This is a genomic window from Flaviramulus sp. BrNp1-15 (assembly GCF_022259695.1).
Classification (GTDB): domain Bacteria; phylum Bacteroidota; class Bacteroidia; order Flavobacteriales; family Flavobacteriaceae; genus BrNp1-15.
On record NZ_CP092099.1, the window covers coordinates 2,353,729 to 2,366,685 of the forward strand.

At 30.2% G+C, this 12,957-nt stretch carries 13 protein-coding genes; 3 read left to right on the forward strand and 10 right to left on the reverse strand.

The window, feature by feature from the left end; translation table 11 throughout:
• Positions 1-20 precede the first annotated feature (20 nt).
• Positions 21-197, reverse strand: a complete 177-nt coding sequence (locus MBM09_RS10385) for a hypothetical protein (RefSeq protein WP_238673657.1) — start codon at positions 195-197, stop codon at positions 21-23.
• Positions 198-292: 95 nt separating this feature from the next.
• Positions 293-928, reverse strand: a complete 636-nt coding sequence (locus MBM09_RS10390; RefSeq protein ID WP_238673658.1) for a peroxiredoxin — start codon at positions 926-928, stop codon at positions 293-295.
• 170 nt (positions 929-1,098) lie between these two features.
• On the opposite strand from MBM09_RS10390, the gene fumC reads away from it, so the two are divergent.
• On the forward strand, positions 1,099-2,496 hold the full coding sequence (gene fumC, locus MBM09_RS10395; protein WP_238673659.1) for a class II fumarate hydratase: 1,398 nt from the start codon (positions 1,099-1,101) through the stop codon (positions 2,494-2,496).
• A gap of 142 nt (positions 2,497-2,638) precedes the next feature.
• On the opposite strand, the gene MBM09_RS10400 is transcribed toward fumC, so the two are convergent.
• Entirely contained in the window at positions 2,639-3,220 is a 582-nt protein-coding gene (locus MBM09_RS10400) for a Crp/Fnr family transcriptional regulator (RefSeq protein ID WP_238673660.1), read from the reverse strand.
• Positions 3,221-3,477: 257 nt separating this feature from the next.
• Positions 3,478-4,362 (reverse strand): chromosome partitioning protein ParA, encoded by an 885-nt coding sequence (locus MBM09_RS10405; RefSeq protein WP_238673661.1) that lies wholly within the window; start codon positions 4,360-4,362, stop codon positions 3,478-3,480.
• Positions 4,363-4,480: 118 nt separating this feature from the next.
• On the opposite strand from MBM09_RS10405, the gene MBM09_RS10410 reads away from it, so the two are divergent.
• Together MBM09_RS10410 and MBM09_RS10415 are read left to right on the forward strand one after the other, a co-directional pair.
• Positions 4,481-5,500: a formimidoylglutamase gene (locus tag MBM09_RS10410; RefSeq protein WP_238673662.1), complete on the forward strand. Its 1,020-nt coding sequence runs from the start codon at positions 4,481-4,483 to the stop codon at positions 5,498-5,500.
• Positions 5,490-5,957: a GNAT family N-acetyltransferase gene (locus MBM09_RS10415; RefSeq protein WP_238673663.1), complete on the forward strand. Its 468-nt coding sequence runs from the start codon at positions 5,490-5,492 to the stop codon at positions 5,955-5,957. The genes MBM09_RS10410 and MBM09_RS10415 overlap by 11 nt, the downstream gene beginning before the upstream one ends.
• 748 nt (positions 5,958-6,705) lie before the next feature.
• On the opposite strand, the gene MBM09_RS10420 is transcribed toward MBM09_RS10415, so the two are convergent.
• The 6 genes from MBM09_RS10420 to MBM09_RS10445 are packed head-to-tail and all read right to left on the reverse strand — an operon-like array spanning position 6,706 to position 12,947.
• Positions 6,706-8,400 (reverse strand): hypothetical protein, encoded by a 1,695-nt coding sequence (locus MBM09_RS10420; protein WP_238673664.1) that lies wholly within the window; start codon positions 8,398-8,400, stop codon positions 6,706-6,708.
• 11 nt (positions 8,401-8,411) lie between these two features.
• Positions 8,412-8,600 carry a hypothetical protein gene (locus tag MBM09_RS10425; RefSeq protein WP_238673665.1) on the reverse strand — a complete coding sequence of 63 codons (189 nt, stop codon included), beginning with the start codon at positions 8,598-8,600 and terminating at the stop codon, positions 8,412-8,414.
• Position 8,601: 1 nt separating this feature from the next.
• Complete coding sequence (locus tag MBM09_RS10430) at positions 8,602-9,126, reverse strand: hypothetical protein (RefSeq protein WP_238673666.1); 525 nt, start codon at positions 9,124-9,126, stop codon at positions 8,602-8,604.
• Between the two features lie 45 nt (positions 9,127-9,171).
• On the reverse strand, positions 9,172-10,407 hold the full coding sequence (locus tag MBM09_RS10435; RefSeq protein ID WP_238673667.1) for a DUF6638 family protein: 1,236 nt from the start codon (positions 10,405-10,407) through the stop codon (positions 9,172-9,174).
• A 1-nt stretch (position 10,408) separates the two neighbouring features.
• The gene (locus MBM09_RS10440) at positions 10,409-10,993 is read right to left on the reverse strand and encodes an NUDIX domain-containing protein (RefSeq protein ID WP_238673668.1); all 585 of its coding nucleotides are present in this window, start codon (positions 10,991-10,993) and stop codon (positions 10,409-10,411) included.
• Positions 10,983-12,947, reverse strand: a complete 1,965-nt coding sequence (locus tag MBM09_RS10445) for an AAA family ATPase (RefSeq protein ID WP_238673669.1) — start codon at positions 12,945-12,947, stop codon at positions 10,983-10,985. The genes MBM09_RS10440 and MBM09_RS10445 overlap by 11 nt, the downstream gene beginning before the upstream one ends.
• Between the last annotated feature and the right edge of the window lie 10 nt (positions 12,948-12,957).

Sequence of the window (12,957 nt, forward strand, 5' to 3'; positions counted from 1 at the left end):
ATATAAATTCTATATGTTTTTTATTGAGCGTTACGCTTTGCTTTCTTTTCTTCTCTAATTTCTTTTAATCTTTCAATTAAAGAACCACCAATCCAATAAGGGATTACAAAAGTTAATAAAAATATCATTAACCAAAACCCAATTGTTAAAATGGTTAAGAATGCTAAAAAGCCTAAATACTGATCAAATTCAAACATGATTAAATGTGTCTTTTAATAAATCTTATGCAAAGATAATGTAAACAGTTTTGTTAAACAATAAGAAATTTAAGAATTATTAACAACTTATCAATTTAATTTGGTTGTGGTGTCATTCTTAAATATGGTCTTATTTCGTCAACGCCTTTTGTAAAAATTCCCTTTGCATCTGCTGTTGAAATTGCAGGACTAATTACTACATCTTCACCATGTTTCCAGTTAGCAGGCGTAGCTACTTTATGGTAGGCTGTTAACTGTAATGAATCAATTACTCTTAAAAGTTCATCAAAATTTCTACCAGTAGATGCAGGATAAGTAATTATTAATTTTACGGTTTTATCTGGACCTATTACAAATACAGAACGTACAGTAAAATTTGCGTCCGCATTAGGGTGAATCATATCATACAACTCTGAAACCTTTCTGTCTTCATCTGCTATTATAGGGAAATTAACCGTTGTATTTTGGGTTTCATTAATATCTTTTATCCATCCATGATGCGAATCAATACCATCAACACTAAGTGCCATAACTTTTACGTTACGCTTTTTAAATTCATCTGTGTATTTTGCTAATGTTCCCAATTCTGTAGTACATACAGGTGTATAATCAGCCGGATGAGAGAATAAAATACCCCAGCTATCACCTAAATATTCATGAAAATTAATTTTTCCTTCGCTTGTATTAGCATTAAAATCTGGGGCAATATCCCCTAACCTAATTGTTGCCATAATATTATTTTTTTATTAAATTTAATCCTACTAAATTAATAGGAATTATAGACTTAATAAAATTTCAAATGTTATTTATCTGTTAAAAAAACTTATAAAAACAAACATTTATCATAATAATAAACATTTTAAAACAATTAACTTTGTAACTTAAATTAAATGATTTAAAGATGAGTTTCAGAATAGAAAAAGATACCATGGGCGAGGTAAAAGTACCTGCTGATAAACTTTGGGGAGCACAAACAGAACGCTCAAGAAATAATTTTAAAATAGGTCCTTCTGCATCTATGCCTTTAGAAATTGTATATGGTTTTGCTTATTTAAAAAAGGCAGCTGCTTACACTAATTGCGAACTAGGTGTTTTACCAATTGAAAAACGCGATTTAATTGCTCAAGTTTGTGATGAAATATTAGAAGGAAAACATGATGACCAATTTCCTTTAGTCATCTGGCAAACTGGTTCTGGTACACAAAGTAATATGAACGTTAATGAGGTTGTGGCTAATCGAGCACAACAATTAGCTGGTAAAGTAATTGGTGAAGGTGAAAAAGTTATTCAACCAAACGATGATGTTAATAAATCTCAGTCTTCAAACGACACCTTCCCTACCGGAATGCATATTGCTGCTTATAAAAAAATAGTAGAAACAACAATTCCTGGTGTAAAACAATTACGTAATACACTTCATAAAAAATCTGAAGCATTTAAAAATGTTGTTAAAATTGGGCGTACTCATTTAATGGATGCTACACCATTAACATTAGGCCAAGAACTTTCTGGTTATGTTGCTCAGTTAGACCACGGTTTAAAAGCACTTGAAAATACCTTATCGCATTTAAGTGAATTAGCATTAGGTGGAACTGCTGTAGGAACAGGTTTAAATACCCCAAAAGGTTATAGCAAACGCGTTGCAGAATACATCGCTAAATTTACAGAATTACCTTTTATAACTGCACCTAATAAATTTGAAGCACTAGCAGCACATGATGCACTTGTAGAAACTCATGGTGCTTTAAAACAATTAGCAGTTTCTTTAAATAAAATTGCAAATGATATTAGAATGATGGCTTCTGGACCACGTAGTGGTATTGGAGAAATTATTATTCCTGCTAACGAACCAGGTAGTTCTATTATGCCAGGAAAAGTAAACCCAACACAATGTGAAGCTTTAACAATGGTTTGTGCACAAGTTATGGGGAATGATGTTGCTGTTTCTGTTGGTGGTTTACAAGGACACTATGAATTAAATGTTTTTAAACCTGTTATGGCTGCTAACGTTTTACAATCTGCACAATTAATTGGTGATGCTTGTGTGAGTTTTGATTTAAACTGTGCAGTAGGTATTGAACCAAATCATGAGGTTATCACAAAACTATTGAATAACTCATTAATGTTGGTAACTGCTTTAAATACTAAAATAGGATATTATAAAGCGGCAGAAATTGCAAATACTGCTCATAAAAACGGAACCACTTTAAAAGAAGAAGCTATTAATTTGGGTTATGTAACAGCAGAAGATTATGATGCTTGGGTAAAACCAGAAGATATGGTTGGTAGTTTAAAATAAGATTTATTAAATACCACAAATAAAAAAGCAGGTAAAATAAATTACCTGCTTTTTTTGGTTAGTTAGCTATCAATCCTCTATATTTTTGAAAGGAAATCAAGTCAAATATATAATTTAACATTTTTAGAATGGTTAACAAATGTTAATCATCATCAATTTTTTTACGAATTCTGCTTAATTGTACTGGTGTAATACCCAAATATGAGGCAATATGATATTGTGGAATTATATCATCTACATTTGGAATTTTCTTTTTAAGTTCTAGATATCGGTCTTTAGCTTCCATAGAAATTAATTCCAAAAGCCTAGTTTCATATCTTGTATAAATAGATTCCAAAACACTAGAATAGAGCAAATTAACCTCTAGGTTTTTTTCACATAAATCTTTAAACCTTAAGAAATCAACTTCATAGATTTCTGAATCTATAAGTGTCTCAAAAACAAATATCGAAGGCTTACTATGAATTAAAGATGTTAAAGGACCAACAACATTTACTGGTAAATAAAAACTTTTATTAAACTCTTTACCAGATTCTGTTATAAGATAACATCTAATAATTCCAGACATAATCATGTATGCCTTTGTTGGAACTTCTCCTAATTTAATTAATTGAGTTCCTGCTTTTACTTTCTTTAACTCTGAAATCTTTAAAAGAGATTCTATGTTCTTATCAGAAACCTTAGTGAATGAATTCAAAAAATCTACCCCAGGAACTATTTCCATATTAATTTACAATTTACAATATAACTTGTTTAAAATGAGGGATTCACGAGAGAGAAAATAAAGCAATCTTAACGTGAGGAGCTAAAATTACATTTTTAATTAATAGTATTGATAATTATTATATTATATACAAATAAAATGGTTAAAGTGTAATTATTTTGCATTATATATTGGAATTATATAATTTTTACTACATAAAAAAAACCTTAAACAATTCAATGTTTAAGGTTTTCAAAAAATTAAGTGTTATAAATAAATTACTTTAAAGTAAATTCTGAAGTTGATACTAAATCTTTTTCATTAAATACATTAACAACGTAACGCCCTTTTTCAAAGTTATTATCTCCTTTTGCAGTTACAAACTCGCAAATATTAAGATTAGCATTTTCATAGTTAAACTTACTAATTAAGCTATAGTTTAAAGTTTTTTCATCAAAAGATACTTGCTCGTTTAAACCTAAAGTGTTGTTTTTAGGATCTATAACTTGAACATACAATTCTTGTTCTCCAGCTTGTATTAATTTGTTTTTAGCAACAATAAAGCATACTCTAATTTTATCACTTCTACTAGCTCTTTCTGTTGGCACAACTTTACCTGAAGTTCTTACTATTACACCAGAAGCTTTTAAATCTACAGCAGATAAAACTGATGCATCAGAAACTACTTCTGCTAAAGCATTATTTTGTACTAATAACGAATCTGTAAAAATAGTACGCTCTTCTAAACGTACACGAGTACTATCTAAAGATGTAGCTAAATAAGAGTTTTCTACTCTTAAAGAATCGTTTTGTGCTAATAACACATCCATTTCTTTTTGAAGCGATACATACTTTTGCTTATATCTCCATAAGCTTTTTACGTTTGTTTCAGAAATTTTTAACGAATCTATTAACCCTTGAATACGCGCTCTAGCTTCTATTAAATTATTGTTAGCTACTTCATTCTCACCTATAGCCTCATCATATTGTTTTGCCATAGCGTTTAAATCATTCATTACTAACTGTTTTTGCTCAGTTAATTCTTTTTTGTCATCGTTAGATTTTTTGTAAAGATTCATAGAATAAAAACCTGTAGCTAAAAATAAAACTACCGCTATTCCTAATGCAACTTTAAGACCCATACTACTTTTGTTACTTTCCATAATTACTTGTTTTTAGTGTTGTTAAAAGTTAAATCTTGTTTTAATTTTAATACTATTTTTTTAATGCTTCTAAATAAATAATGATGTATTTTTAAAACTCAAAAATTTATTTACTCTTATGGATAAACTTGTTTTATTTAATAATACTACTCGAAATAAACTATTAAACAAACGCTCTGGTGAATCCAAGTTTGGCCAACATGTTCAAATATTAACCAGCATTTCCAATATATACGAACAACTTAAAAATTTAGATGTTACTCATGTAATTTTAGGTTTACCAGAAGATGTAGGTGTATTTGCAAATCATGGAAATACTGGAACAGCAAAGGCTTGGGAAGCCACACTTAAAATTTTGTTAAACATACAAAGTAATCAATTTACAAAAGCAAAACAGGTTTTAATATTGGGACATTTAGATTTTAGTGATGAATTATTAAAAATTTCAAAACTAAATCCGTCAAAGAAAAAAGATTTAATAAAAGCCAGAAAATTAGTTGAAGATATTGATGAAGCTGTTACAAATATTGTTTATCAAATTGTTTTGGCAGGGAAAAAACCTATAATTATTGGAGGTGGGCATAACAATGCTTACGGGAATATTAAAGGCTCAAGTTTAGCTTTGGGCAAACCTATTAATGTAGTTAGTTTAGATGCTCATTCAGATTTTAGACCAGAAGAAGGCAGACACAGTGGTAATGGTTTTACTTACGCTTTCGCGGAAGGATTTTTAGGAAACTATTTTATTTTTGGACTACACGAAAATTATACTTCAGATAAAGTTTTTAAAACACTCGATAAATCAAAATCTATTAAATACAATACTTTTGAAGACATACAAGTAAGGAAAAAATTAAAATTTAAAAGTGAATTAGAAAAGGCATTAAAACATATTTCTAATAACCCATTTGGCATTGAAATAGATTGTGATGCTATTGAAAACATAGCTAGTAGTGCCATGACACCAAGTGGATTTAGTGTAAACAAAACCAGAAATTTTATAAATTACTTTGCTAAACATTCTAATGCTACTTATTTACATATATGTGAAGCTGCACCAACTAAAAAAACAGTAAATCAAATTGGAAAGCTCATTACCTATTTTATTACCGATTTTATAAAAGTTAATGATGATTGAAATAACAACTTTTAACAAACAATACGAAAAAGAATTTTATGAATTAAATGTAGAATGGTTAAAAACATTCTTTTATGTTGAACCTTATGATGAAGAGGTTTTAAGTAAACCAACAAAGTATATTATAAATAAAGGCGGACACATATTTTTCGCAAAACTAAACGGTAATATTGTTGGAACGGTTGCCTTAATGCCAATTGCTAATGAAGGTTTATTTGAATTAACAAAAATGGCGGTTTCACCTAAACATCGTGGTTTTAAAATTGGGCAAAAACTTATGCAATATTGTATAGACTTTGCTAAAAATGAAATGAAATTACCAAAGCTTATACTCTACTCCAACACCAAACTAGAAAATGCTATTTACATTTATAGAAAATATGGTTTTATTGAAATTCCTATTGAAGAAAACTCACCGTACAAGCGTAGTAATATTAAAATGGAGTTGGTGTTTTAATACTAATTTTAAATTTTTATTCAATTTTGGCAAGGTTGATTCTACAATTTTTTTAATTAATTTTTTTAAATTTACTAGAGTTTCAAGAGTTTTTACAATACTTTTTTATTAGGTTGTTCATTCACAATATAGGCTTACTGTAAATCTATCTACTAGCCCATAAAACGGATTGATAAATTCCAAGAACGATTATAATCAAGAACAGAAAAAGGATATACTTTTTAAAAGTCTTGATAGTTATTTCATCGTTTGTGGAGAAAATAGTTTTTCCTTTTAAATAGTCATTTATCAGATTACCATTTTTATTTATGATTATGGAGATTTTTAGAAAAAAATAAATCCAAAATAATATTAAAAGTAGCTTAATTATAATTTCCATATAATTTCTTTGTTTTGTCAAATGTGCTACAACTAGTTAATAAGCGTTATAAAGTTTATATACATTAAATAAAAACTGAAAGTAGATTTATCAATTCATAAAATAGTAAAACGAAATACAAAGAATCAGAAATATTATTATTAATAATAAATAGTTCCTCAATCTTTCCTTCTTCTTTTTTAATCTAATTTCAGTTTTTAATCTTTCAACTTTAGATTTTTGAAAAGTAGGAAAATCAAATTCAGATGGATTTTCATATGAGTTATCAAGCAGTTTTCTCTTATCAAACCTACCCTCCGCTTTTTCTAAGCGTTGTTTACGTCGTTGCAAAGTATCTTTAAAATGTCCTAAACTACCATCCATATTGTTTTAATTTTCAATAGCTTTTAAAGAATCAATCTGCTTTTGTAGCTTCTCAAGTAATTCAGCTTTTTCATCTTTTACAGGAATTACTTTACTAATAGAATCCTGGACAGTTTCAGCTAAGTCTATGTTTTTAGTTTCTTCAGCAAAATAATATCCAATGCCTTCGCTGGCTCTCCAAGCTTCATTTAATTGATCATAAACTGTTTTATCCCATTGGCTTGGGTGTTTTACATCTATCCATACTACATCTCTGTATTCACTATCAATAAGCGCTAAATCTGGAGTAGCAGAACCATCAAAATTATCAGATCCTTCTCGAATTGCAGAAATGGTTCCTAAGAAAAATAAACGCTTTCTTCCTGCTATATCTTTTATATACGGACGGAATTCCACAGGTTTATTAACCGACCAATCAAACTCCTTACGAGATTCAATTACTTTTAAAGGCATTGCCGAAACACCCGCATATCCTTGCTTTTTTAATGCATGGTCGTAATAATACAGCTTGTCGCTACCATCTGCCGGAATAAAAACACTATATGTTAAACTAGTACGCTCATCGCCAACTGGTTCTAATCCAAACCAATGGTAAAGCCCGCTATAGGCTCCTGTACTTGTATCTGAAAAATCAAAATCGGTTACAAAAGGTTGCTGATTTTGGTCGTCTGGTAAATCTGGTATTTTAACTGCAGTTTCCATATTCCAAGGTAACGGATCGCTAAAACCACCTAAAAACTTTAAAGATTCGGCTTGTAAACGCGATACTTTTTCAGCTAAAGTGTTTTGTCCAATTAAATATGGATAATTTTTCATTTTTTCGGGACTTATATAAGTGCCTTTTCCTATTAAAATACGTTCTATATAATCATTAAAATCGTGCTCACCACTATCTATAACCATTACACCACCAAAAGTTGGATATGGAAATAAAAATCCTTTCCATTTTATTAAACTTACCACTTCTACCCATTGTCCTGTATCATTTTTCATATAATACGTATCGCTAGGTTCCATCGTGAATAATTGAAAAAAGTTAAAACGTTGCACCACAGCATTATAGGTGTTTCTGCTAAATTTTAAAGATTCTCCTATAGAAAAGGTTACAGGAATTCTGTTTTCACTTGAAAATCTTGGAAATGGTGTGGTGCTAGATACAGCAAAAACTTCTTCGGTATTATCGGTCATACCTTGCCACATATACTTTTCGGTTGGTTGAATAGCCATCGTCCATTTGTTTTCACTACCTATTCTAACTAAATGTGGTAACGATACATCTTTGGTTTCACCAACACTTTCATTGGCCATTGAAAACACATTACGTAAGGGTTGAATACGCTCATTTTGGGTTAATGGCAATTCATTTATTTCTACTCGATTTAAGTTATTAAATACATTGTAGGTTTTCATATAATCGTACATTTTAAAATGCCATCCTACAGCATATAAAATTCCAAAGAAAATGAGTAATAATGCCAAAATACCTAGTCTACCTCCAGTACTTGCAGAGCCTCTAAACTTTCGTAAACCAAAGAATAATACTATTGCACTGAGTAGAATTATAAAAATGTATTTTCTAATGAATAGTAAAGCTGGTTGATAATCGTCTCGTAAAACAAATAAAGCAATGAGTAAAATTAACGCAACAATAATGGTTATTGTTTTTTGCTTTTTTCCTTTGTTCCAGTAGTTTTTAATCATTTTGTAATGTTTTAGTTTTCTCCGTGTTTTTTAACATGATTTATAGATAATATCATAGCTATAATCATTAATACTGGAGAAAGTAATCTTAATGCGTTTTTCCATTGTAAACCATTTTCATAATCAAAATTGAACAACTCTACAGCTATTACAATAGTAAAAAGCATAATTAATATATATCTAAATTTATTTTTATTCATTTTACAATAACCCTTTATCTTTTAAACGCTCTCTAGCACTTTTTTCTTCTGATTTTGGAGCTTCATTTATTTCTTTTTTGGCTTCTTCAACTACTTTAGCATCTTTGGTTTTTAAATCTTCTATAAAGTCTTTTCCTTTTTCAATGGTATCATGCACCATATCTTCTATTGAATCGCTTTTTTCATCTATAACCTCACTAGATTTAAATATAAGAGTTGCTAAATATGTTCCAGCTATTGTTCCTACAATCATAGAAGCAAAAATGGAAATAGTTGCTAAATCTATTGGAATTAAAAAACGGGTTATAACAATACCTATTAAAAACAAAAAGCCTATAAAAACCAATCTAACAATAAATTTTTGCTGATATACAAACCCTGTTTTATCAGTAGATTTCATTTGTAGTTCTTTGGAATACATGAGTTTATTAAAAAATCTATATAAACCATTTCCATGAGATTCTCTCCAATAAATTAAGGCTCCAAATAATATTGAAGCTATAAAAACAATTAGTTCTAGTGTCATAATTTTAAGTTTGTGGTTACCCTTTATAAAATTAGTCTATTATTATTAAATATTGTTACTAATGGTTTCAATTACCCAATCTTTAAGCGAATCATCCCAAGTTTCAAAATTTTTATAAAAATCTTCTTTATCGTACCAATACCAAAACAATACATCTTTTGGTGAAATATTGACTAGTAATTTCCAAATTAAATCTTGGTGTTTTGCTTCTAATGATGAATGTGGCTGATGTAAAGCTTCAAAGATTTTTACATCAACAATATCAGCAATCTTAAACTGATTACTAGTTTCTAATTTTTCTAAATAACGCTCAACACTCATTATCTTTTTTCGTGAGTCTATGTCTAATTTATTTAGATAACTTTTATATAAAATGGGATCGTTTAAAATATCTCTAACTGGATGCTGAGTTTTTTTTAAATATTGAGCCATTTCAAATTTTTTGATGCGCTCGTATCTTTTTGTTTTAACTACTTTTTCTAAATCGTATTCAATAATAACATGGTCGCGTAACTTATCCATAAGTTCTGGTTGCACGATATGATACAATAAAACCTCATAGTTTGTGTCTTTAATGGCTTCTTTATACCATTTTTCGTCTTCAAAAACCACAATAGGTGTTATAAAGTCTCGTAACACATAAACACCACCAAAAGCCTTGGTGTAAAAGGAATCTGTTGTGAATTGAAGCTCGTGTAAATTTAGATCTCTATTACGTAAATCTCCATATTGTTTTGCAGAATCTAACAACTGTTGGTGTATGGTTTCGTCAATAAAATTATTATCTCTTTTAAACGTTTCTACTAATTGTAATTGTTGTTTTTGAATGTTTTTAAGGTTATTAATTAAATGAAAATGAATAGTTACTTCGTTGTATTTTAAAACATCTAAAGGTTCGTAAAATGCATCAATACCTTGATCAAAATCCAGACAAATGGCACAATCTCGAGTAATATCTTTTATTTTTTCACCATGAATTTTGAAGACAAATTTCATGATATCTCTATCAAAAGTATGCACAGGGTTGTAAACAGGCTTACCTTTTTGTAACGGAGAGATTATAATTCCATGAGGATTAGCTTCGCCATTATTTAAGTAGTAATTGTTCTTTTTTTCTTCGGCTACTTCTGGACTCCAACCTATTCCATCTATATGAAACGTTTTAAGTTTCGTTTCTGCAAATCCGAGTTTTACCAAGCATTTGTTGTAACGCTCAACAAGTTTACCACTTACCGGAATAAGCTCACTTCTATATAATTTGGTTTGTTTTAGTTTTTGCATTTTAATCTAAAAACATATGAATTTGTGCATACTGCAATAATAAAATGGTTTTTGCATCGATAATCTCAAAATCATCAACCATAGCTAATGCTTTTGAAAATGGTATTTCTAAAACTTCAATTTCTTCATTTTCAACCTCTAAACCGCCTCCATCATTTATTTTCATAGAATCATTATACTCAGCTATAAACAAATACATTTTTTCGGTTACAGCACCCGGTGATGTATAACACTCTAAAACCTTTTTTGTGCTTGAAATTTTATAACCAACCTCTTCCTCTACTTCTCTTATTATACAAACTTCTGGGTCTTCATTTTTATCTATAGCACCAGCACAAACCTCAATAGACATACCTTCTTTTGGGTTATTTACATAAGCAGGCATTCTAAACTGTTTGGTTAAAATAACTGTTTGTTTTTCTTTGTTATAAAGTAAAATACCTGTACCATTACCTCGATTGTAACTTTCTCGCGATAATCGTCTCCACTGTCCATCTTCAAACTTATAATCATAATCAACTCTATCTAAAGTTGCCCATTCATCAGAAAGAACATGATGCTTAATGTTTCTTAGCTTATCTTCCATCCTCAAAAGTTTTTCTAGCCTCAGTCTCAATGTTTAGTTGGTTTACTCTAGCATCTACTTTTCTTTTAAAGTCGGTATCTGCAATGGTTGCTACATTATCTAAATAGCGTACTACTTCCTGACGACGAATTTCAGAAAAATCCAAGCCTTTCATATTAGCACGCATCAATTCTTGCAGCATATTAAATTTTTTATCGTACTCTTGTTTAAAGTAAATTTCTGGATTTTCAAACCAATCTTCTTCCAAATCAAAATCTGTTAAACGTAAAGAGACCGCACTTTGAATATTTCTAACATCTCGCGAAGAAAAGAATGGAAATGCCTTTTGCATGTCTTTATACAAGTTAGCATAAAATAAATGCTGATTGGTTTTAAATTGTTTTTCTACTTTATCGTAAATATCATGAACACGCTCTTCGGTTGGTTTATCTGTAACGTTTAAAATCTCACCCATATTTTTAGCTAATCCTTGGTCTTGCAAATAGGCATAATTTTCTGGTCCTTGCATGTTTACAAAATCGGGCATGGTTTCATCCAATTTACGCCACCAAAGATGATCTTGATCTAAAAAGTCGTGTTCGGTGCGAGCACCATCAATTTTAAATCGACCTTGAACACGAGAAATCACAGCTTTATCCAACATTTCTGGAAGATTTGTAAATAATCCAATAGAACTGTTACCATAATTCACTGCGTAAGCGCCTTCGGTATATCTTAAAAACACACCTATTACTTCTTTTACACCTGCCGAAACCCCTTGAGCTGTACGCTCTTGTAAATTATTTTCGGCATCATCAATTGGTGCGAAAATAAGTTTAGTTGGGTCTTGTAAAGGCTTCATCCATTCTACCATTTTTTCTGCAGAACCACCTTGAAAAGTTGAAATTAGAGTATCTGGCATCGGATGAAACAAAAACGGGATATCCAAGGTGTCACAATGTTCTTTTAAACGAGTAGCTATGGCTGCAATAAGCATACTTTTTCCAGTTCCAGGAATACCATAACCCATAAAAACAGGCATAAAACCACCAAGTTCTTGAAATGGGTTCTTTTTTGCTGTAAAATCGTAACTTAACATACGCTCAGTTAAACGACGCGCAAAGTGTTTTGCATCACGATTACCTACAATTTGTTCAAATTGAATTTTATTGAACTCTACGCTTTTGGCTGTGCCTTGAAACACATTACTCCAACCCGAAACAGCAAATTCAGATTTTTCTAACTTATACGTTCTATCTACAATCGTTTCGGTATACTCTAAACTACTTTTACGCAATTGAATTTCATCAATTAAGCCTTCAAAATATACCACTGTAAAATCGATAACATCTTTATCAGATTTTACAATTTCTGGGTGCCCTAAATATTTATCATAATAATATAAACAACAGGAAATACCTTTTAAAGGTGATAATAAAGACACCTCTGGAATGCCTGCGAATTTTTGTTTCATGACGCTTAAATCGTCTGATGCATGTGGTTTTAAGTCGTTTAATATTTTGTAAGCAGAAGCAAATAACATAAACGCAGTTGCTGTATGCATTTTGCTTTCAAACTCACGTTTTCCGTTATTATCTAAAGCCGATTTATTTTCATTTAAGCTAGACAATCCTGAAGAATCGTAGTAACTATCTTTTACCCAAATACCTAAAGTTATGCCTTCTTGTACTGCATAAAGTGTTTGATTTAAATAAATGGGAATCGCAACAGAATCTGGTAATAAACGCTTTTTTAAAGCTAGAATCGTTTTTGAAACTGATGTGATTTCAGCAGTATTTGTTCCGTTGTTTGCACGTGACAAATACAGTAAAATAGATTCATCTTTAGCATCTTTATCTCTGTTTTTCGCACGAGCACCTTGCTCCCATTGTACACTTTTTAAATAGGATGCTGCTTCATCACGAAGTACATCGAGTTCGCTTAATTTTATTGGGAAAGTTGAGTTGTGTTCCATTGTTTAATTA

Bases quoted from the DNA above. Each gene is read 5' to 3' on its own strand.
- MBM09_RS10385 (WP_238673657.1), bottom strand. From the start codon at position 197: ATGTTTGAATTTGATCAGTATTTAGGCTTTTTAGCATTCTTAACCATT.
- MBM09_RS10390 (WP_238673658.1), bottom strand. From the start codon at position 928: ATGGCAACAATTAGGTTAGGGGATATTGCCCCAGATTTTAATGCTAAT.
- fumC (WP_238673659.1), top strand. From the start codon at position 1,099: ATGAGTTTCAGAATAGAAAAAGATACCATGGGCGAGGTAAAAGTACCT.
- MBM09_RS10400 (WP_238673660.1), bottom strand. From the start codon at position 3,220: ATGGAAATAGTTCCTGGGGTAGATTTTTTGAATTCATTCACTAAGGTT.
- MBM09_RS10405 (WP_238673661.1), bottom strand. From the start codon at position 4,362: ATGGAAAGTAACAAAAGTAGTATGGGTCTTAAAGTTGCATTAGGAATA.
- MBM09_RS10410 (WP_238673662.1), top strand. From the start codon at position 4,481: ATGGATAAACTTGTTTTATTTAATAATACTACTCGAAATAAACTATTA.
- MBM09_RS10415 (WP_238673663.1), top strand. From the start codon at position 5,490: ATGATGATTGAAATAACAACTTTTAACAAACAATACGAAAAAGAATTT.
- MBM09_RS10420 (WP_238673664.1), bottom strand. From the start codon at position 8,400: ATGATTAAAAACTACTGGAACAAAGGAAAAAAGCAAAAAACAATAACC.
- MBM09_RS10425 (WP_238673665.1), bottom strand. From the start codon at position 8,600: ATGAATAAAAATAAATTTAGATATATATTAATTATGCTTTTTACTATT.
- MBM09_RS10430 (WP_238673666.1), bottom strand. From the start codon at position 9,126: ATGACACTAGAACTAATTGTTTTTATAGCTTCAATATTATTTGGAGCC.
- MBM09_RS10435 (WP_238673667.1), bottom strand. From the start codon at position 10,407: ATGCAAAAACTAAAACAAACCAAATTATATAGAAGTGAGCTTATTCCG.
- MBM09_RS10440 (WP_238673668.1), bottom strand. From the start codon at position 10,993: ATGGAAGATAAGCTAAGAAACATTAAGCATCATGTTCTTTCTGATGAA.
- MBM09_RS10445 (WP_238673669.1), bottom strand. From the start codon at position 12,947: ATGGAACACAACTCAACTTTCCCAATAAAATTAAGCGAACTCGATGTA.